The sequence below is a fragment of the Hymenobacter sp. BRD67 genome (assembly GCF_013256425.1).
Lineage (GTDB): Bacteria > Bacteroidota > Bacteroidia > Cytophagales > Hymenobacteraceae > Hymenobacter.
In genome coordinates this window covers 1,713,987-1,734,409 of record NZ_CP053904.1, presented here as the reverse complement: position 1 = coordinate 1,734,409, position 20,423 = coordinate 1,713,987, and the positions used below count along the sequence as shown (strand labels likewise).

Annotated in this window: 19 protein-coding genes; 2 read left to right on the top strand and 17 right to left on the bottom strand. The window is 61.4% G+C overall.

The genetic code is table 11. From position 1 onward, the window contains the following. Positions 1-50 precede the first annotated feature (50 nt). The 8 genes from GKZ67_RS08015 to GKZ67_RS07985 all read right to left on the bottom strand — a co-directional run bounded on the left by GKZ67_RS08015 (position 51) and on the right by GKZ67_RS07985 (position 7,840). Positions 51-2,045 carry an AAA domain-containing protein gene (locus GKZ67_RS08015; protein WP_317172273.1) on the bottom strand — a complete coding sequence of 665 codons (1,995 nt, stop codon included), beginning with the start codon at positions 2,043-2,045 and terminating at the stop codon, positions 51-53. 127 nt (positions 2,046-2,172) lie between these two features. Further along, positions 2,173-2,472 carry a hypothetical protein gene (locus GKZ67_RS08010; protein ID WP_173241850.1) on the bottom strand — a complete coding sequence of 100 codons (300 nt, stop codon included), beginning with the start codon at positions 2,470-2,472 and terminating at the stop codon, positions 2,173-2,175. A 38-nt stretch (positions 2,473-2,510) separates the two neighbouring features. Then, the gene (locus tag GKZ67_RS08005) at positions 2,511-2,870 is read right to left on the bottom strand and encodes a type II toxin-antitoxin system HigA family antitoxin (protein ID WP_173241849.1); all 360 of its coding nucleotides are present in this window, start codon (positions 2,868-2,870) and stop codon (positions 2,511-2,513) included. After that, entirely contained in the window at positions 2,867-3,160 is a 294-nt protein-coding gene (locus GKZ67_RS08000) for a type II toxin-antitoxin system HigB family toxin (protein WP_173241848.1), read from the bottom strand. Before GKZ67_RS08000 ends, GKZ67_RS08005 begins: the two co-directional genes overlap by 4 nt. A 60-nt stretch (positions 3,161-3,220) precedes the next feature. Beyond that, on the bottom strand, positions 3,221-4,642 hold the full coding sequence (locus GKZ67_RS07995) for a glycoside hydrolase family 125 protein (protein WP_173241847.1): 1,422 nt from the start codon (positions 4,640-4,642) through the stop codon (positions 3,221-3,223). 107 nt (positions 4,643-4,749) lie between these two features. Beyond that, on the bottom strand, positions 4,750-5,307 hold the full coding sequence (locus tag GKZ67_RS22515; protein WP_254245225.1) for a carbohydrate-binding protein: 558 nt from the start codon (positions 5,305-5,307) through the stop codon (positions 4,750-4,752). Continuing rightward, positions 5,190-6,974, bottom strand: a complete 1,785-nt coding sequence (locus GKZ67_RS23260) for a beta-1,3-glucanase family protein (protein WP_173241846.1) — start codon at positions 6,972-6,974, stop codon at positions 5,190-5,192. The genes GKZ67_RS22515 and GKZ67_RS23260 overlap by 118 nt, the downstream gene beginning before the upstream one ends. Positions 6,975-7,480: 506 nt before the next feature. Beyond that, the gene (locus GKZ67_RS07985) at positions 7,481-7,840 is read right to left on the bottom strand and encodes an Imm51 family immunity protein (RefSeq protein ID WP_173241845.1); all 360 of its coding nucleotides are present in this window, start codon (positions 7,838-7,840) and stop codon (positions 7,481-7,483) included. Between the two features lie 211 nt (positions 7,841-8,051). Between GKZ67_RS07985 and GKZ67_RS07980 the strand changes: the two genes are divergently transcribed. Then, positions 8,052-8,420, top strand: a complete 369-nt coding sequence (locus tag GKZ67_RS07980; RefSeq protein ID WP_173241844.1) for a hypothetical protein — start codon at positions 8,052-8,054, stop codon at positions 8,418-8,420. A gap of 38 nt (positions 8,421-8,458) precedes the next feature. On the opposite strand, the gene GKZ67_RS07975 is transcribed toward GKZ67_RS07980, so the two are convergent. Beyond that, positions 8,459-8,701 (bottom strand): hypothetical protein, encoded by a 243-nt coding sequence (locus tag GKZ67_RS07975; RefSeq protein ID WP_173241843.1) that lies wholly within the window; start codon positions 8,699-8,701, stop codon positions 8,459-8,461. A gap of 35 nt (positions 8,702-8,736) precedes the next feature. Next, entirely contained in the window at positions 8,737-9,162 is a 426-nt protein-coding gene (locus GKZ67_RS07970) for a BamA/TamA family outer membrane protein (RefSeq protein WP_173241842.1), read from the bottom strand. A 2,431-nt stretch (positions 9,163-11,593) separates the two neighbouring features. Here GKZ67_RS07970 and GKZ67_RS07965 point away from each other — a divergent pair. Beyond that, positions 11,594-12,349 carry a TrmH family RNA methyltransferase gene (locus tag GKZ67_RS07965; RefSeq protein ID WP_173241841.1) on the top strand — a complete coding sequence of 252 codons (756 nt, stop codon included), beginning with the start codon at positions 11,594-11,596 and terminating at the stop codon, positions 12,347-12,349. A gap of 70 nt (positions 12,350-12,419) precedes the next feature. On the opposite strand, the gene GKZ67_RS07960 is transcribed toward GKZ67_RS07965, so the two are convergent. The 7 genes from GKZ67_RS07960 to GKZ67_RS07930 form a co-directional block, all read right to left on the bottom strand. Next, on the bottom strand, positions 12,420-13,544 hold the full coding sequence (locus GKZ67_RS07960; protein WP_173241840.1) for a porin family protein: 1,125 nt from the start codon (positions 13,542-13,544) through the stop codon (positions 12,420-12,422). 79 nt (positions 13,545-13,623) lie between these two features. Beyond that, positions 13,624-14,538: a hypothetical protein gene (locus tag GKZ67_RS07955; RefSeq protein ID WP_173241839.1), complete on the bottom strand. Its 915-nt coding sequence runs from the start codon at positions 14,536-14,538 to the stop codon at positions 13,624-13,626. A gap of 129 nt (positions 14,539-14,667) precedes the next feature. Then, entirely contained in the window at positions 14,668-15,123 is a 456-nt protein-coding gene (locus GKZ67_RS07950; RefSeq protein ID WP_173241838.1) for an RNA polymerase sigma factor, read from the bottom strand. Between the two features lie 185 nt (positions 15,124-15,308). After that, positions 15,309-15,968: a hypothetical protein gene (locus GKZ67_RS07945; protein WP_173241837.1), complete on the bottom strand. Its 660-nt coding sequence runs from the start codon at positions 15,966-15,968 to the stop codon at positions 15,309-15,311. 357 nt (positions 15,969-16,325) lie between these two features. Further along, positions 16,326-16,814, bottom strand: a complete 489-nt coding sequence (locus GKZ67_RS07940; protein WP_173241836.1) for a peptide deformylase — start codon at positions 16,812-16,814, stop codon at positions 16,326-16,328. An 18-nt stretch (positions 16,815-16,832) separates the two neighbouring features. Continuing rightward, positions 16,833-18,899 (bottom strand): alpha/beta hydrolase family protein, encoded by a 2,067-nt coding sequence (locus GKZ67_RS07935; protein WP_173241835.1) that lies wholly within the window; start codon positions 18,897-18,899, stop codon positions 16,833-16,835. A 43-nt stretch (positions 18,900-18,942) separates the two neighbouring features. Then, positions 18,943-20,394 carry an amidohydrolase gene (locus tag GKZ67_RS07930; protein WP_173241834.1) on the bottom strand — a complete coding sequence of 484 codons (1,452 nt, stop codon included), beginning with the start codon at positions 20,392-20,394 and terminating at the stop codon, positions 18,943-18,945. Positions 20,395-20,423: the final 29 nt, after the last annotated feature.

Sequence of the window (20,423 nt, the reverse complement as noted above, 5' to 3'; positions counted from 1 at the left end):
TCATGCTTAAGCAGTGAAGCATGACGTCCTTTTTGTAGCAAGCGAACAGCTTAATCCTGCAATTCCCACGCCGTGCGGTAGCCGCCTACGCGCTCCACATATTCCAAAAATGCTTTATAAAACGGATGGCTTCCCAGCGTCGAAGAGTCGCCGACAAGCAGCAGCTTCTTGCGTGCCCGCGTCATGCCCACGTTCATGCGGCGAATATCGGAAAGAAAGCCAATTTCGCCGTGCGAGTTGCTGCGCGTCAGCGAGATAGCAATGATATCGCGCTCCTGGCCCTGAAACGAGTCGACGGTACCCACGCTCAGCTGGCGGTGCAGCAGCAGGCCGCTTAGCTCGTCGTTTTCTTCTACGGCGTCCTTGAGGTAGTTAATCTGGGCGCGGTAGGGAGCGATGACGCCGATGCTGAGCGGGTCGCTTTCGTGGTCGGGCGCGTCATAGGGCTCCAGCAGCTGGGCCAGCCTTTTCAGCAGCAGGTCGGCTTCCTCGGGATTAGCCGTCGAGCGGCTTTCCGGAATGGTAATCTCCTGAAAGCCAAAGCCGGCCGTGTCCAGAAACTCTACTGGCAGGTCGGGCGCAAAGCGCAGGTCGTAGGCTTCGAGGCCGGTGTGGGCCACGGTGGGCGCGGCCACCAGCTGGCTATCGTAAAACTGCTCCGATGAAAACTGCATAATCTGCTCGTGCATGCGGTACTGCACTTTCAGCATGCGGCTGGCCTGGGGCTGGCGCCTGATGCACTTCTCAAACAGCGTTTCGCGCAGCCCGTCCTTGGCGGCTTTTTCGCTCTTCACGGTAGGGGGCAGCTGCTGGTGGTCGCCGGCCAGCACCACCCGGCCCGCCTTGGCAATCGGAATCCAGCAGCCCGGCTCCAAGGCCTGGGCGGCCTCGTCGATAAACACCGTTTCGTAGGTGAGGTGGCGAATATTTCGATTCGATGCACCCACCAGCGTGCAGGTAATCACCTGCACCTGTTCGAGTAAGTCCTCGGTAATATAGCGTTCCAGGCCATCGGCTTCCTGGTGCAGGGCGCGGGCTTCCTCCTTCAGCAGGCGGCGCTGCTCGCGCTCTTCCCAGCCAAACTGCCGGGTGTGCTTGCCGGCCATCTCGCGATATTGCTCGGCGGTCTGGCGCATAGCGCGCAGCTCACCGTAGCGCTTGTGGGCCATCACCTGGGCATCGAGCGTGTGTTCCAGCAGCAGGTCCGAAACCCGTGAGGGATTCCCCATGCGAATAACGTTGACCCCGCGCTCGGCCAGCTTCTCGGTCAATAAATCGACGGCCGTGTTTGAGGGCGCGCACACCAATACGCGCCGCTCGCGGCGGATGGTTTCCAGAATGGCCTGCACCAGCGTGGTAGTCTTGCCCGTGCCCGGCGGCCCGTGGATGATGGCTATATCCTGAGCCGCCATCACGTGGCGAATGGCGGCCAGCTGCGAGTCATTAAGCGGACTGGGGTAGAAAATATCAGCGGCTTTTTCCTCGCGGAAGCGGGCGGGCTTGGCCCCGAGCAGAATATCGCGCAGGTCGGCAAGGCGGTCGCCATTGGCGCCCATCACCTTGCCCAGCGCGTAGTCCATCTCGCGGTAGCTCACCTCATCGAAGGTGAGGTCGATGCCCAGCTTGCCGCCTTCGTGCACCCAGTCGGGCAGGTCTTCCCTGCTGGTGGCCAGCAGCAGCTTGTTGCGCCGCACGCTGGTAATCACGCCGCTGAGCGTGGGCCGGTCGGTGGCCGAGCGGCCCGGAATATTGCCAAATAAGGCCGCGTTCTTGCCCACCTGAAACAGGTGCAGGCCCTGCTGCCCAGCCGGGCGCTCGAGCTCCAGCACCACCTTGCCGCCGAAGCCTACGTCTTCTTTGGTAATGGTGACGGGGTACCAGGTCAGCCCGCGCTTTTGGCGCTCCTGCACGGTAGCCTTGGCGTTTTTAAGTTTAAACTGCTCTAAATCTTCTTGTTGCTCCAGCTTGAGCATAGCCTGCACGCGGCGCAATTCCTGCTCAATGGCGAAGGGCTCGGCGTGGGGGAGAATGGTTTCGGTCGACAAAAGACGGGGGAATGATTTTCGTTGTAGGGGTAACAACGAAAAGGGGAAATGAGTGGCCGTGGACCAGTAAATTAAGAGTGAGTAGCAAAGGCTAACAATCAGCTATGCGACGGACATAATTCTCAAGTTATCCTATATTACGAAATTTTGAACATACCACCGAGGCAAATTTTTCTAAAACTACCTTGCTGTCTGCGTGCATATCCAGTAGGTAACCTTCTTCGTCGAAATCAAGGTGTTCAAGCAGGTCTGGTGCATTTCCCTCGATAATTAGCGTTATTACCTCAACCAATGAAAGCATACCATTGGCTGCGCCATAGTTATCAAATAGCTCCTTGTAATTTGCTAAAGCTGGTGTTTCAAAATCAACTGCAATGCGGTACATCTGTTCAGGCGAACCATAAGATGCTCCATTTATAAACTGCATTTCGAAGGGAAAGAAGTTAGGTGCCATATATTTCTTGATTAAGCCGCTGCGAGCAGCACCTCGGCCGAAATGCCCAGGTTGTCGTGCAGCGCCTTCATCATCTTGGCGGTGAGCTTGCGCTTGCGGTTGAGGATTTCGCTGACCCGGTTTTCGCCGCCCAGCCACCCGGCTAGGTCGCGCTGGCGTAAGCCAAGCTCTGACATTTTATATTTTATATAATCAATCGGGTCGGGTTCGGGAATAGGGTAGTGGCGCGCCTCGTAGGCTTCAATCAACGTGGTCAGAATATCCAGCTCATCAAATTCCGGCTCGCCGGGCTGCGCCTGAAAAACAGCCTCCGCGCGAGCGAGCGCTGCCTGGTAGTCGGCTTCGGTGCGAATAGGTTTAATGGAATTCATATAGTAGCAGAGTCAATTGTATCATATTCGGCGCGCGTACCGATAAAGCGGATGTAGACGATGGCCGCCGCGTAGTTTATCGCCACAATCAGCCGAAAATCATTGCCTTTGATATTAAACACAACGCGACTGTTGGCAGCAATACTCGCGTTGCGATGCTGCGCTTTTACGTCGTTGGGCGTTAGCCAGGTCGCGGCGGCAGTTTCTTTATACCAGGCCTGCAACGGCAAGGCGGCCGTCGGGTATTTTTCCCAAAACTCCCGTAGCGGCGCTTTACTGATAATACGCATGAATGACCCAAAGGTAGGAGAGAATTCCCAAATTGGGAAGCGCTACCTGCCTATGAGGCATCACCCCAGCAGCGCAGGCCGCTCCTGGTACACCTTCCACAAAAACTCGCCGCACAGGGTATTGGCCCAGGCAAACCACGGGCGGGTAAACTTGGTGGGGTCGTCTTTGTGAAACGACTCGTGCATGTAGCCGGTGCCCGCGTGGGTCGTTTTGAGCGTCTGCACGCAGGCCCGGATTTCGGCGTCGTCGGTGCTGGTGAGGCCGCGCATGATGATGGCCAGCGGCCAAATCATATCGGCCCCAACGTGCGGCCCACCGATGCCTTCGGCGGCCTTTCCCTGGAAGAAGAAGGGATTAGCCGCTGACAGCACCAGCTTGCGCGTGTTCTGGTAAGTGGGCTCATTGAGCGGAATAGCCCCGAGGTAGGGCAGGCTCAGCAGGCTGGGCACGTTGGCGTCGTCCATCAGGGCGTGGCTGCCATAGCCATCGACCTCGTAGGCGTACACCGGGCCGAAGTCGGGGTGTGGCACGATGGCGTGCTGGCGCAGGGCCACGGCAATCTCGTCGGCCAGGGCCATTAGCTCGTCGTAGCCGGCCTGCTCGTGGTGAATGTCGTAGAGCATGAGAGCGGCCTGGCGCAGGCTGGCTACCGCAAAGAAGTTGCCGGGCACCAGGAAGGGCAGGCGAGTGGCGTCGTCGCTGGGCCGGAAAGCCGAGGCAATGAGCCCGCAGGGCCGTACCGGATAGCCGTAGCCACCGAGCGGCTGGGTATCGAGGGCGTTGGTGGTCTGCCGCTGAAAGTGGTAGGGGCCGGGGCCGAACTTGCGCTGCTGCTCGCGAAAAGTCTTTACAATCAGGGCAATGGCGGCGCGCCACTGCGCATCGAAGGGCTGCTGGTCGCCGGTTATCTTCCAATAGTGATAGCCCAGGCGGATAGGGTAGCAGAGCGAGTCGATTTCCCACTTGCGCTCATGAATACCCGGCTGCATGGCCGTCTGGTCGTGCGCCCACTCGCTGACCTTGTTTTTATCATCATAAAACGCATTGGCATAGGGGTCCTGCAAAATGCACTGGGTCTGGCGGTTGATAACGCCAGCTACGAGCTGGCGCAGGGGCGCGTCCTGGGTTATCAGCGCCAGGTAGGGCCACACCTGGGCCGAGGAGTCGCGCAGCCACATGGCGTCGATGTCGCCGGTGATGACGTAGGTATCGGGCCGGCTATTGCGCGTCGTATGCGCAACTGTCGTGTCGAGGGTATTGGGGAAGCAGTTGCCGAAAAGCCAGCCGAGCTCAGTGTCGGGCACGTTGCGCTGAAACTCCTTGATGGCCTGCTCGACTGCCTGGCTGCTGAACCGGCGCTGACCCGGCGCCGGCCGCACCACTGGCCGGCTGGGCCCGCCCCAGGCCCGTAGGGGAGGGACAGGCAGAAAAGGACTGGCCGCCAGCAAGCTGGCACCCTGCACAAAAGCTCGACGTTTCATACCAACAGGAAGAGGCCGGCAAAGATGCGACTCAAAGCCGGGCTGAACTGCCAGAAAGGCTGCCTGGAAACCAGGCAGCCTTTGGTAATTAGCTAAAAATAAAGCGTCTACAGCTTGGTAAAGCGCCGGCTCAGCGTCTGCTGGTCTTTCGTGGTAACGACCAGCAGGTAGAGGCCGGCCGGCAGGGCCGTCACGTCGATTGCTGCGCCGAGGGCACCCTGGCGCACGGCCTGGCCCACGGCGTTCACCACGCGGTAGGTGCTGCCCGCCAGCTCGGGCGCGGTAGCCAGCTGCAGCTCCTGGCTCACGGGGTTGGGGTAAAGGCTCAGCTGAGCATCATCGCGGCTATTGAGGGTCGCCAGGGCCGAGCGGGCCCCGCTCACTTTGCTGATACGCACCCAGTTGAGGTTGTAGCCGCCCGTCTGGGCATATACGCCGAAATTATAGGTGCCCGCAGTTATGCTTACCGTTTTCGATACCGTGGTCCAGGTCTGCCAGCCGCCCGTGGCCGGTATGGTCGTATTGCCCAGCTGAATGGCGCCCGCGTTCAAGTCAGAAGAGATAGTGCCGCCGCTGGCCCCGCTGGCCACCCGGTACTCAATGGTATAGCTGCCCGTGGTAGGGAAGTTGATGTTGTTGAATACCAGGTAGTCACCGGGGTCGATATAGCCCATGTCCTGGCCGCCCCGGTATCGGTGCAGGTTTCTACCACCATGCCGTTGTTTACGTTGGCATTCTCGGCTTCGAGCTGAAGGCTGAAGGCTGGCGCGGCAGTTTGCACCCGCAGCGAAGACGTCTGGTCGTTCCAGTTGCCGCTACCCAGCGCGTTGTTAACCAGGCAGCTGTTATTAGCCGTTACCGTGAGCGACGCGCCGCCGAAATTGTCATCAGCATACAGCACCACCTGGTAGCCGCTAATGAGTTGCAGCGACGAGATATCGTCATTCAGAATACCCTTGGCCTGCAGCGCGCTCAGGGTGTAGTCGCCCACCGGCAAGGCTACGGCCGTACCGCCGTAGTTGCAGTCCTTGTACATCGTGGCCACGCCCGAGGTGCCGGCCTGGCCCGCGAAGCCGCCAAACGAGGCCACTACCTTCGTAGGCTGCGGCGTCTGGAGCGTCGACGACTGGTCGGCCACGTCGTCGTAGGCGAAGCCGTACGAGAGGTTGTTGACGCTGATGCCCGGCAGGTGCCAGAAGCGGGCGTAGTAATTCATCGGGGCCGTCTGGTAGAAGTTGGCCACGTTGTAGAAATCCTGCTGGCCGGCTACGGCACTGGCCGTGCTGATGGCGTGGCGGTTGACGGCCGCCGTGATTTGGGCCTGCACTACCAGGTCGCAGTCGCCGTCGCTGTTGCGGGTGGCCAGCACGCCCTTGCCCTCAAACGCTTCCTGCGTGGTGGGCTCGCGGGTGATGATGCCCGTGCGGCCGCTGTAGGCGCCCGACTGCCCTACCACTACCAGGCGGTTGTCGGTTCCCACGCGGCCCTTGAACACGCCCGCGTTGCCGGCGTTAAAAATCAGGTCCTCGTTCTTGTACTTGGCCCAGATGGCGTCGAGATATGACTTAAAGTAGTTGCCATACGGCCCGGCTGTGGTGCCGTTAGTGCCATCGTAGAAAGCCGGCGTTTTGCTGGGAAACGTAATAACACCGGTCGAGTTGTTCACCGTGCCCTGAAACTCGGTGGGTACGTTGGCCTTGTAGGCCGACACGATGTCGGCGGCCGTTTTCAGCTCACCCGTCTTCTTGTAGTAGCCGCCGTTGCCGTACAGCTCCAGGCCCATGGGGTAGGCGAAGGCATCGACGCGCGTCGTATTGCCAAAAAAGCCACCAGAGTTATTGGTCAGCTCAATGGTTTCGTACACGATGCCGGTATTGGGGTCGGTCGGGCTCTGCGGATTGGGCGCGGTGTAGCCCGATGGCGCCCCACTGGCCCCGAAAAAGTAGAAATACAGCTGCTGTCCGTGCGCGATGTACACCCGGCAGCCAGCAATATAGGGTAAAGTGAATGTATGGCTCGGGATGTCGCTGAGCCGGGTAAAGCAGGCCGCATACTTCGAGTTGCCGCCCGGCCCGGTGTTGCCGCTGATGGTGGGGCCGGTTACGGTGTTGTAGCTGGTGCTCATGGGCAGCACCTGGCTGTTGGCGGCATTTACCCACACGTGGTTGTTCGAGGGGTCGATGCCCACGATGGCTACGTACAGGTCGGTATCGGGAAAGGGCGACGTGTTGTTGACGGTGAACGGAATACTGCCCTGGGCCCGCGCCCCGCGCGGCAGCCCGCCAAAGAGTAGCAATAGCCCCAAAAGGGCAAAAAGTGCTGGTTTTTTCATGGGAAAAGGAAAGAGTGAGAATTGTATAAAAAATAGATTCGCCCTGGCGCTGCTGCCCGTCGGCTGCGCGTTGTGGGGGTATACTGCCGCCCGGCTGTTGCAACAGTCAGGTAAGGGTAGCTTGGCTCCGGCCGGAGTTGCGGGGCCACTGGCTGCCCACAAATAGGGGCGCAGGCCAGCGAACCCGGACAAATGTAGGCGGCTCGGTGCGCTAAAAAAAAGGCTTAAACACGGCGCATACTGCCGGTTATCAGGGCGTTGGCAGCTACCCCGCACGTAGCGCGCGCTTAGCTCACCCGCAGGGTAGTGATAGCGCACGCTGCGCCCGGCCCAGCCAGGGGCCGGGCGCAGTTAGGCTGAGCGAGCAGCTTCGCTTAAAAAACAATACCCGGCACTCTTTTTTTTAAGATTTTATAAAAAAAGCGGGTTCCTGCCGTTCGCCATGCTTCCGTGCCTCGGGCCGGGGTATAGCCAACCTCCCCGCGCCGGCAGTAGCCTGGCCGACTTCAGGCAAAAAAATCGTCGGGGTCGGTCTGACTAAAGTATTTTTTGAGCTTGCCTAAATCGCCAAAATAAGGCAGCACCAGCGCCATAAAGTCGCGGGCTGCCGCCGGGCTGTCGGCATAAACCAGAAACGTGTCGCGGTCTTCGTCAAATTCCAGGTGCTCTAGCAGGTCGGGCCGAAACTCCTCGATGATGGTTTCGATGTGCTCGCGCCACGAAGCGCCATCGCCGCCAAAGCCGTAATCCTCAAACAGGTGGTAATACGCATCGAGGCCCGCTACATCGGCCAGAATGGCAAACTGGCGCGTCGGCTCGGCCGGGTTTTGGGCGGCGGCTATTTTAAAGGGAAAAGTGGAAGTCACGGAACAAGGAGTAGAGAAGAGTCGGGGCTCCGCCTGAAAGCGGCTGTTGCACAGGGCCAGCAAGCCACGTAGCGAAGCAGCCCGGAGGGGCTTACGCTAAAAAAGCAGCCTGGTACGATAAGCCGTGGCGGGGCTGCTCCGTAGCTTTAGCGTCGCCAGCGTCCATTGCCCGGCTCCGTTTATGGCTACTGTCCAGTTTTCCACTACCAGCATGCACGTTGCTTTTCGCCCCGACCTCGGCCATCTTACCGGCCGCTGGCTGCACTCAGTAACCGAGGCGGAGCTGCACGAAGGCTACGAAGCCCTACGCCTGGCCGCACTGCACTATCACTGTGGGCACTGGCTTATCGATTCGCGCCGACGCGTCAATCGCAGTCTTGAAGGACCAGAGTGGGTCATCACCCGTTTCCTGCCCGAGGTGCAGCGGGCGCTGGGCGAGCCGCTGCGGGTATGCTTCCTGGTGTTGCCCGACTACCTGAGCAGCCTGCCCGGCGCGGCTGCCGGCCGGCCCGACAGCCCCTTGCAGGTTGCCCGCTTCGTGGACGAAGGCGCGGCCAACGCGTGGCTGAGCGCGGAGTAAGCGAAACAAGCATTTCCGGCGGGCCGGGCGCAGAAAAGCTAGGCGGCCTCGGGGCGGCGGGTCAGCACCACCAGCAGGATAACCAGGTGAGGGTCTTTCGGCGAGAGTTTATTAGCAAAGCTGTCGAGCTCGTAGCCGTTGGCCAGCCACTCCCGAACCTCGGGAAAAGCCAGTATCTCGGTCTGGGTAAACGCAATGGGTGGTCCCTTGGGCTCGTCTTCGGAGCCAGCCGAGAGAAAGGTAAGAATTTTAGTTTCGGGTAAGGAATCGGCCGGGTGCATAGAGACTGAAGTAACTGGTCAAAATAAGCAAGGGCTTAAAAGGGATAGCCCAGGCCAACGTTCACCACGGTTTGGTTGTCGGTATGGCGCAGGGCATTGCCCAGGCGCCAGGGCTGCCCTTGCTCGGTTGGGTCATACACCTTGGTGGCAATGTCGAAGCGCAGGATAAGAAAAGTAAAATCCATGCGGATGCCGAACCCCGAGCCCACGGCAAACTGCTTATAAAACCGATTCACCAGAAACTCGGCGCCGGGCCGGGCGGCATCGGGCTGAAGCGTCCAGACGTTGCCAAAATCGGTGAACAGCGCCCCTTTGATAAACGAATACACCGGGAAGCGGTACTCGGCCGAGCCTTCGAGCAGCACCTCGCCGGGCTGCTCGGTGTAGTAGTCGCGGGTGCCGTCGGCAAAGCGCGTGGCGTAGGAGCCGGTGCCCAGGCGGCGCGGCGCCCAGGCGCGCACGCTGTTGGACCCCCCACAAACAGGTACTTGTCGTAGGGAATAATATAGGGATTTGTGATTACTCCGTTGGTGGCGTCGGGGGTGGTCGTCAGGGCGTGCGCCACGCCGCCGTTCAGGCGCCAGGCAAAGTAGGTTTGGGGCGAGAGGCGGTAGTAGCGGCGGTAATCGGCCGTTAGCTTGGCAAAGTTGTACACGGCCAGTCCCGTTTGCTCAAACCATTGCTCGTGGCGGTAGAGGTTGCGGGTGAGGCCGCCAATTTCGACATACAGGCGCAGATAGTGCCCGCTACGCGTCTGGGTAAGGTCGTTGGAATTGTAAAGCGACGTAAAGCTGAGGCTCGGCTCGTAGATGGACTGAAACGAGAGGTACAGGGGGCTGCCCTGCGTGGTGCGCAGGTCGCTGAGGCGCCGCCGGTAAAAATTGCTGACGTAGGGCGTCCGTACAATGCCCAGGTCTACGGGCGTGAATATATACTGCTGGTAGGTGCTGGGCTGCCAGAGGTAGTCAAAGGTAAACTCGGTATTGCTGCGGGTATAATAATTGTTTGAGGTATAAGTAGTTGAGAGCGCAAATCGGGTGCGGGGCTGGTCGTTGCGCAGAAAACTGCCTAACTGAAACGGCACCAGAAACTGGGGCAGCACCAGGGCAGCGGTCGCCCCGTACTGTACGGTGTAGGTAGCCGGACCACTACTGCTGTCGCCTATCTGGGTAAGCTGGCCTTCGAGGCCTGCGCGGGCGCTGAGCTCGAGCACTTCAGCTCCGCCAAAGGGATTGCGCCATTTCAGGCGCAGGTTGCCGAAGGGGCCCACGCGGTTGGCCACGTAGGTGCCGCCAAACTCGGTCGTTTCTGAAAAGCGCGGGCTCGGCGACGTTATAATGACGGCATCGAGGTAGCTGGGCGGCCGGTTGCCGCTGGGCAGGGGAGGCGGTGAGTTTGGCGTCAGCGCCTGGCTGCTGTCGGCGGCCGGCGTGGCGTCGCTGGCTGCGTCGGCCACCTTGCGGTAGCTCACGGTATTAAACCGGAACATGTCGAGGTTGGAAAGCTGGCGCTGCGTGCGCTGCGTGCGGGTCTGGCTATATAGCTGGCCAGGCCGCATGGTAATCTGCCGGGCCAGAATACCCGGACTAATTGCCAGCTTGCCCCGGCTCGAAAAAAGCAGTGAATCCTGGCGTACCGTATCGCGCGGCACTACCACCCGCCCAGCCCGGCGCAGCCGGCGTGCGCTTAGCGAGTCGGCCACCGCGGCGGGCGTAACGCCCGCCGGCATATTGGCCGTTGAAATGCGCCCGGTGGGTGAGCCCGCCACCCGGCCCGATATGTTGAGGGTATCGGCCGGCGCAGCTGTCCGGCGTAGCGGCCGGCTCCGCGGCCGGCGGGTGGTGTCGCCGGCCACTGCCCGCAGGCCGCGGGCCTGGTTTACATCGGTAAGTACCGTAACGTGGCGCAGGTGATAGGCGCGGTGCCCGCCGGGCGGACTGGCAATGACCAGGCGCAGCCGCACCTGGTTTTTCTCAAAGCTGGTATCAGCTTCCAGGGTGATATACTGGGCCCGGAAGTCGTAGTAGCCCGCGTTTTTAACCAGCGTTTCCAGGCGCTGCCGCTCCTGGCCGATGAGGTCTTCGTTGTAGGCCCCGCCGACGTGCAGCAGGGTAGCGCCCCGCGCCCCGGCTACCACTCGCGCCACCCCCGAGTCGGCAATGCTCTGGGTAAGCTTACTGAGCGTAAACCGTTGTCCCTCGGCTACCAGGTAGGTTACCGTAACCAGCCGGTGCAGGCGGCCGCCCATCGAGTCGCGCAGCGGGGCCGCCCGCTGTGGCTTGCGCAGACCAATGGCTCGTAAGGCGCTGGAAATAAGCGTTCGCTTTGAGCGGGCCGAATCGGTGAAGCCGACCGTAGCCCGAAAATAGCCCTGCGAGCGCAGGTAAGTAGCCAGCTGGTCTACCGTGCGGCGGCTCAGCGTGGGGTCGTAGATAACGGGCGGCTCGCCCAGGCGCATGATGGAATTACCCTTTTCCAAGGCAGTGCGCTTGCGGGCCAGGCGGCGGTCGCGGCGCGCCAGCAGCTTGCCGGTTCGGGCCGAGTCGCCCTGGGCGGTAGCCAGCCGGGCGGCATATTTTTCCCGAATACCCTTCACCTTACGCTCAATGCGCGTCGAATCATAAAAGGAATGACCGAGCTGATAAATCGCCAGCTTCGGCAGCGGCAGGTTGCGGTTCGGCTTTTGCTGCACCAGGGTAAGCATCCGCTCCTGCTGGGCCGGGCTCAGGCCCTCACTCTCAACGGCTACCCGAGTGAGCAGGCGCTGCCTGGGTTGCAGCAGGCGCAGGGGCGAGCACCCCACTGCTACCAGTAGGGCCGTCAGGCCCGGCAGTAGCCAGGCCGCTACCGCGTGCGGGCCGAAGCGCGGCCGGTCGTTACTTTGTTGTTCTAATGGTTTCAAAAGCCCTCGCCAAATACGTACGGTCGCTACACCAGCGCAAATATCGGCAGCGCCACGCCGCCTTTCTGGTCGAAGGTGCGAAAAGCGTGCTAGAGTTGCTCGGTTCGGGCCTCATAATCGAGCACCTGCTCGCCACTGCGGCCTTCGCCGAGCACCTGCGCGCCTACCCTGGTCTGCCGGTGCAGCTGGCCAGCGAAGATGAGCTCACGCAGCTCGGTACGCTGCAAACCAACGCCGCCGCGCTGGCCGTAGTGCGCCGCCCGCCCGAAATACCGCTGCCCGCCGCGCTGCCGGTCAATAGCCTGGTGCTGGCCCTCGACAACGTAGCCGACCCCGGCAACCTCGGTACCCTCTGGCGCCTGGCCGACTGGTATGGCCTGCCCGGCCTGGTGTTATCAGAAAACTGCGCCGACCCATTTAACCCCAAAGCCGTGGCAGCCAGCATGGGGGCATTCAGCCGGGTGCCCGTGTGGCCCGGCCGCGACCTGGCTGGCTGGCTGGCGGCCTTACCCAGCGAAGTGCCAGTATACGGGGCTGACCTGAAAGGTGATAACGTGCATAGGCTCGAGCTGCGGCCGGCCGGCGTGCTGGTAATGGGCAGCGAGTCGCACGGACTTAGCCCGGAGGTAGCGGCCCGGCTGACGCGGCGGCTGCACATTCCGCACGGCCCCGGCGGCCGGGCCGAAAGCCTGAATGTGGCCGTTTCGGCCGCCATACTGCTGGATAATTTCTTTCGAAACGTGTAGCGCGCCGGGGTATTTCGCCGCCCATTGAGAAGCGAAATACCCCGGCGCGCTACTTATCTGCCGGAAGCTATTAATTACCAAAAATCCGCACGCCGAAGCTCAGGGTCTGAGCCTGCGGGCCCTGGCCATCACGAAACAGGTTATTGAGGTTGTACTTGGCAAAGAACGTAAGCGAGCGGTAGCCCAGCACCCCTTGTAGGCCATACTGCCAGTCGGTAAGGTTGTACGAGCCGTAGTCCTTATCCTTATAGGTGGTGCCCTCCTCAAAATACTTGAGCTTGGTCCAGCTGCCGAGCCGGTAGCCCACGAAGCCCCCCGCCCCGAGGCGCAGCGCCGTGTTGCCGTGCCGGTCGTGCAGACTCAGCTGGAGCATGAGCGGCACGGTAAAGGTGGACGTTGCGAGCTTGGTTTTCTGGAACTGGCGGCCGCTGGTTTCGAGTGCCACGCTGGTCTGCCCGTTTTGGTTCACCCACTTGTTATTGCCTTCCAGCATGTAGTTGTTAAACGCAAACTCGGGCCCGAGAATAAGATAGAGCGGACTACGCCGCCCTCCCAGGCGCTGCTGATGGTCGAAGCCAACGTTGACGTAGCGCGAGCCCAGCGTGCGCAGCTCGGGCCGGCCGGCCCCGCCAGGCTGGTTCACCAGCGCATTCAGGCCCAGGTCAAAAACCAGGTCAGTAGACGATGATTTGTGCTCCCAGCGCGCTTGGCGCAGCGAATCGCGCTGGGCCAGCCGGTCGGCGCGCCCGGCGGCGCGGGGCTGGCTGTTGGTGTTGCCATCCGTATTGATAACTACCCCAAGCTTCTTTTCCAGTAATACTTCTATCTTATTGCTGGGGCCGTAGCTGCCCGGTCCCGGCTTGCGGGTCGTGATGCGGATTTCCTCTGGCAGCTGCTGGCCCGGCTGGTCCCGGTCAGGGTGAAAAACGGTCGTCAGGCGGTCCGTTTCGGCAATCTTGGCGGCGGCATCGGCCCGCTTGATGTAGCCGCTCAGGCGTGCCACCAGCGAGTCGAGGTGGTACAGGGGCAGCTGGCGCAATTGCTGGGCATCGTGCACTACCAGCGTCATGACGGCCTTGTTGGGCAGCTTTACTACAATTGTATCGGTTGGAGCAGGGGTTGGCACCAGTGCCTGTGCGGGGCGGGCAGCGGCCAGCACCAGGGCTCCCATTGCAGTTGAAAGAAGAAGTTTCATGGATAAGCGGTGTTAAGAAATGTAAAAGGAGAAGGCTAATCCGTTCGCTTTGAAGGAGAAAACGGAGTGCAGCTCCGTTTTACAGTTGAATAGTTCGGGACAGTACCCGGCCGCCGAGGCGGGCCTGCACAGTCAGGCTTTCGGGGAGCCCGGTAGCCTCAGCCAGGCTCACGGCCTCGCCGTGCACCAGGTGGTTGGCCTGGCGCAGCAGGCCACCCAGGCGCAGCCGGGGCCGGGCCGGAGCCGAGTGGGCAGCCACTACGACCGGCGCCGAGGTGCCGGCGGGCTCCGGACCGCGCCGCACCTCTACTTCAATGATTTCAGGCGTAGCGGCCGGGGTAACAGGCCCGGCCACTGCGGCCACTACAAGAGGTGGGTTGGTAGCCTGCGCGGCCGGTGCTACTGCCGTGGCAGCTGGCTCGTGCGGAGTAGGCGAGAGCTGACTAGCCGGGGTGGTCCGTCCCCTGGCCGTAGCTAGCGCGCCGGTGGCCGCGTCCGGCCGCCGAGTTTGAAGATGATGGCTACTGGCTACCCGGTGGGCCGTGGCAGCGCGGCGCAGCCGGGTAGTAGTGGCTATCGGGTGGCTAGATGAGGAAAGAGAAGAAGCCGTTGCCTGCCCCGAGGAAATAGCCTGTTTTTTTTCAGCCTTGGCCGAAAATATATCGCTAATCGTCTGTTGATTAGATAATTGTTTCTGCGCTAGTTCAAGGGGTTGCTGCCCGCCCGCCCGCCTCGCAGCCAGTTCGTGGCCCGGCAGGCGGAAGTAGCCGCCCCATAGCCCGGCCCCGCCGGCCAGCAGTAGTACTACCACGGCAGCCGCATAGTACCACCAGGCCATTATCGGGCGCCTGCGGCGTGGCTGCGGGCGAAGGTGCTCATCTTCCAGACGTTCCCATAGCTCGCGGCGGGGCTGAGAAGCATGGCCTTCCAGCCCCGACCGAAACCGGGTGTCCAGGCGCTCGGCCTCGGCCAGCGCCGCCAGGCGCTGCTGCAAGTCAGCACCGGGGGCGTGGCGTGCTGGCTCAGCTGCCGACGAAACAAGTCATCAAGGTCATTGGTAGGCATATTGTAAATTAAGCATATATTGTAATTGCAAAAAAATAATTAATGAGATTTTGAGCCATTAGCCGCTTACCATGAGCAGTTCCAGCTTGCGCTGGAGCATGGCCCGCGCCTTGCTGAGCTGCGACTTACTGGTGCCCTCCGAAATACCCAGCAGCTCCGCGATTTCGGGGTGCGAGTAGCCTTCCAGGGCGTAGAGGTTGAACACGGTACGGTAGCCGGTGGGTAGCTCTTGCAGCAGGGCCAGCAGCTCTTCGGCTTGCAGCTGCATATCGGCGGTGGCGGGTGTGCTGGCCAGGTTTTCGGGCTGGGCAAAATCTTCCAGCGAGAGGTGCAGCGGCTCGCGACGACGCAGCTCCATCAGGGCCTCATTTACCATAATGCGTCGTATCCAGCCCTCGAAAGAGCCCTGCTGCCGAAAGGTGGGCAAGGCCCGAAAAACCTTGGCAAACCCCAGCAGCAGCGCCTCCTCGGCGTCTTCCGGTCTTTTCAGGTAGCGCCGGCACACCGTCAGCATCAGCCCGCAAACTGGTTGTAGAGCTGGCGCTGCGCGCGGAGCTCGCCCCTCAGGCAGGCGGCAATCAGGTCGGGCTCGGTCACGGGTTACGGTAATGGTTGGGCAGATGCGGGTGGTAGTTGGGGGCTAGATGCGGATAAGGGGGCAGGGGTTGCCTGGGGTAGTGAGTTTTTGCAAGAAAGCCGTTAAATGGGGGATGCTCCTTGCTCAGGTTTTTTTATGCGTATAACAGGCTCGTCGGAAGCAGTGAAGCCGCGAAACACACCATATTGACTAATAGCCTGTTGCTTGGTTAAAGCCGAGTCCAGCATTAAGCCAGTCGGGCGTATTTCGTAATATAGCTTGGGATTATAGGTTTGCCACTGCCGGCCCTGCTCGTCGCTCCATTCTTCGCCAAAAGTGCTGTAGCCGGCTAGCTCCAGCCACTTATCGCGGTCCAGGTTTTTGGCAGGCTCGTGAAAAAGAGGGATAGTGTCAAGCTTGACAACGCTGGCATTGCGAATGAAAAAGCGTCGCGATAGCTCTGTATTAGGTGGGCTGATGATATCAATGAGCAATTCGCCGGAATCCCGGCCCGTTGGCACCCACAGCGGATAGAGTTTGCGAACGGCAGGCTCTCTATCGGCGTCGTTATAAGAATACCCGTCCGTTTTATCACGGTAGATAACTTTGTGTTGGTGCTCAATCGTGAAGGCAATGGGAATATCGCCGGGGTCGCGTACCACCACGGTATCGGCGCGCGGCACAGTTTTGTAACGCACGACTAAGCCGGGCGCTACCTGGGTCGTATCATCAAACTGGATAGTTTGTAGGGAAGTCGTGGCAGCTGTGTCCGGGGTTGCCACGGCGGGTGTGGGTGCAGCCTGCGGCAACTGCGAGGCAGGGCTGGTGCTGTCCGTAGCTTGGGAAGTGCTGAGGGGCAAGTTGACCGACTGGCTGTCAGCTGCCGGCTTGCTTTCACAAGCGACTAGTAACGCGCTAAGCAAAAGGAAACAGCTGACACAGCGAATAGCAGGCATGGCGCTTGACTACGGAATAGGAGCTTTGAAAAGGGATATACTTGCTTCCGCAGCCAGCTCATCATGCGCGGGAAACAGTCTATGGTCGTCAGGCATTTTTGAGTAGAGGGAAGCAGTAGTTTATCAACAGCAGCGCTTTAAGGTAATAAAAACGCTTGCGGGTAAACGGCTATGCTTGGCTTATTAAGCGCGCCACCGAAACGACTGACTATCAATAGCCCGCATGGTGCACAGCACGCCATCGAGGTGGTCATACTCATGCTGAATCAGCTCGGCCACGGCGCCTTGCACGGCCCAGCGCTGCGGCTGCCACTGCGCGTCGCGGTAGGTAACCGTCAGAGCTTCGTGCCGCCGCACCCGCACCAGCAGGTTGGGAAAGCACATGCAGTCGTCCCAGAGCTCGAACATAGCCGCGCTCTGCTCGTGCAGCTCAGGGTTGAGCAGCACGTAGGGCTGACCGTCGAGGTGTAGATACACCAGGCGCTTCATAATGCCGAGCTGCGGGGCGGCAATGCCCCGCCCGAAGCCGTAGCGGGCGCGCACTTGCTGCATGACGTGGTGCAGGTCGGCCACCCAGCCGGCTACTAGGGGCAGGTCGGCCTCGGTTACCGGCTCACTCACTTCGTAGAGGCGCGGGTCGCCGAGCAGGAGTAAGTCAGTCAGTGTTTTCATAAGGGTTGAATATAGTTGCTAATTTGAGCCGGGGTGGGCCGCCTCGGCGTGGCCGCCGGGCTGGAGGTAGGTATCCATCCAGTCCAGCCAGAAGCGGTTTCGCTCGCGCTGGCGCACCGGGTCGCTGGCGTTGTGCGCCGCCACCGGCCAGGCGATGAACTTCGTGGTAACGCCATTGTCTTGCAGCGCGTGAAAGAGCTTGTAAGACTGCGTTATCGGCACCCGGGGGTCGGCTGTATTGGCCAGAATGAGGGTGGGCGTGCGAATGTGACCGGCCATAGAGATGGGCGACTGGTCGCGGTAGTTCTGGGCATTGAGCTCACTCAGCCAGGGCGACTCGCCAAGTGCGGCCGACCGCTGCACGTTGGAGTCGCCCAGGTTGTACTGGTCGAACCAGTCGGTAACGGCCGCCCCGGCCACGGCGGCTTTCCAGGTGGCGGGGTAGTGGCCCAGCAGCCAGACGGTCATGTAGCCGCCGTATGACCAGCCACTGACGCCGATGCGGGTGGTATCGACCAGGCCGTTGCGCTTGAGCTGGGCCAGGCCGGCCATTACGTCGCGGCCCGGCCCGGCGCCGGCATCCTTGTAAATCGCGGCCTTGTAGGCATTGCCCAGATTGTCGCTGCCCCGGTAATTGGGCTCAAACACGAAATAGCCCCGGCCCGCAAATAGCTGCGAGAGCGACGAGAACGTGGCCGTTGATGCCGCCGTGGGGCCGCCATGAATGACGAGTACCAGCGGGTAAGCTTTGCCGGCCACGTAGTTGGCCGGGTAAGTCAGCTCGCCGTCATTCGTCACGCCGTCCGACTGCCAGGTGAGGGTTTGGGCCTTGCCCAGCTGCAGCTCTTTCACGGCGTGGTTGAAGTCAGTCAGCCGCCTGGGCGCGGCCGTGGGGGAGGCCAGGTAAAACAGCTCGGCCGGCTGGCCAGGGTCGGTGCCGATAAAGGCAATGCTACCCGAGCGGCTGACGGCCGCATCTACCCAGAATGACCAGTTCGGGCTCACCGGACCCAGGTTGAGCTTGCGGGCGGCGCCACCCTTCAGGGGCTGCAGCCACAGCGAGGTGCGATTGCCGTCGAGGCCACCCAGCAGCAACGACTTGCCATCGGGCATCCAGATTGTACGGAATATGTCACGGTCCAGCGTTGGGGTCAGGTTTCTGCCTTCGCCGCCGGCCGTGGGCGATACCCATATCTCGTTAATGTTCATGGTATTGCCTTGGCGCGGATACCAATAGGCAATCTGGGAGCCATCGGGCGAAAACGAGGGGTAACCCTCCAGCAGCTTGCGCGTAGTGAGCGGATGCACCGTGCCATCGGCCACGTTGAGCACCTGCACGGTCCGCTGGTTACCGTTGCCCGAGTGGGGCGTGGGCACCTGTACAAAGGTGAGGTACTTCCCGTCGGGGCTCCAGGAGAGCGGCGACGACGGAGCCCCCGGCGGAATGGTCACCGGCAGGCTCCACGCGCCCGAAGTCAGCCGCTTGGGCTCGCCGCCCGCGGCCGGCAGCAGCCAGATGTGCGAAGCCGTGGGCGCCGCACTCAGAAACAAGTCGTTGTTGCCAACCTCGAACGCATCGTAGCCTTTATCAACCGGGCCGGCCGCGTTGGTGGGCTCGTCGGCGGTTACGAAGGCCAGCGCCCCGCCGTCGGGCCGCCAGGCATAGTGCTGAATCGCTTTTTTGGTGTGCGTTAGCTGGCGGGGCTCACCCCCGGCCAGCGGCTGTACAAACAGCTGCGGGCCGGCTTCCTTGCCCGTGCCGGCCTTGGCCAGGTAAGCCAGCTCCTGCCCGTCGGGCGACCAACGGGGCTGGGTTAGCCCGCTTTTTCCGGCAAGCAGCACGCGCTGCTCACCCTTGGGTACCGACACCAGCACCAGGCTCGTCAGGTAGCGGTCCTCAGTGTAGTCGGGCGTGGAGGTAACCACCGCAATGCTTTTGCCATCGGGCGAAAACTGCGGGTCGGAGAGGCCGGTCAGCTTAGCCAGGTCGGCCAGTTCAAACGGATGCTGCTGGGCCCGCAGGCCCAGGGTCGAGAGCAGGGCGAGCCCCAGCAAGGTCACCCGCCAGGAGTACTTCTTTTTCATAGGACAAAAGAAAAGAGGTAAGAAAAAAAGCCGTGCAGGCAAGCTAATCGCGGTAGTTCAGCGCCGGCTTGCGGTCGCCGAGCAGGGGCTTGTACACGTAGCTGCCCACTTGCTGCTGCAACTCGGCTTTGGCTTTGGTCAGCAGGTCGGGATTGGTGAAAAGGTCAATGGCCGTGAGGGTCATGGTTTTGGCCGCGACCATCATGCCCTTGGTGCCGATTTCCTGGCCGCTGCACGCCACGGCCTGCCAGCTGTGGGCGGGCGTGCCGGGTATCCAGGTAGCAGCCGTCAGGCCTACGGTGGGCACCACGTAGCTTACGTCGCCCACGTCGCTGCTGCCGCCCGCATCGCGGGGCTTGTACGCCCCGATTTCTGCTGCCTGGGTAACCGGCGGCGCGGGCACGCCCAGCGATGCCTGAATCTGCTGGCCAAAGGCCACTTCCTCCGGCGTATAGCTCACGCCGCCCACCTGCTCCAGGTTGGCTTGTAGGTCGTGGGCCAGGGTTTCGTTCACCAACAGCTCGTGCGTGCCGCCGATAACCTCATAGTCTACGGTTGTGCCGGTGCCCAGGGCGGCTCCCTCAGCGGCTTTCACCACGCGGTCGAACACGCTCTGCACGATGGCGCGGTTGGGATGGCGCACGTAGTAGTAGACCTCGGCAAAGTCGGGCACTACGTTGGGCGCCTTGCCGCCGTTGGTGATAACGTAGTGAATGCGCGTTTCCTGGGGCACGTGCTCGCGCATCATGTTCACCATGTTGTCCATCGCCTCCACCGCGTCGAGGGCGCTGCGCCCGCGCTCGGGCGCGGCAGCCGCGTGCGCGGCAATGCCGTGAAACCGGAACTTAACCGACTTATTGGCAATGTACTGGCCGGTCATGGCCGCGTTTTCGTTGCTCGGGTGCCAGTGAATAACCGCGTCTACGCCGTTGAACAGGCCTTCGCGCACCATATATACCTTGCCGCTGCCGCCTTCCTCGGCCGGGCAGCCGTACACTTTCACGGTGCCGTGCAGCTTGCCTTCCTTTAGCAGTCGCTGCACTTCGAGACCAGTGGCCACGCTGGCCGTGCCAAATAGGTTGTGGCCGCAGCCGTGGCCCGCATCCTGGCCGGCAATGGGCGTTTTGGCGGGCACCGCCTGCTGGGCCAGGCCCGGCAGGGCATCAAACTCGGCCAGCACGCCGATGACCGGCTGCCCGCTGCCGTAGGTTGCCACGAAGGCCGTCGGAATGCCCGCCACGCCGGCCTGCACCGTAAAGCCGTGGTCGCGCAGCGTTTTTTGCAGCAGCGCCGAGCTCTGGGTTTCCTTGTAGCCCACCTCGGCAAAGCCCCAGATGCGCAGGGCCAGCTGGCGGTAGTCGGGGTAGTGCGCCTGCAGCTCCTGCAAAGCCTGCGCTTTTAACGGCTCTGCCGGGCCGCCAATAGCGGAGGGCGTGGCCGGCCGAAATGCCAGCAGGGAGATACTGAGTAGGCCGAACAGGTACTGATGTTTCATTTAATTCAGGGTTAAAAACAGCGTTTGCC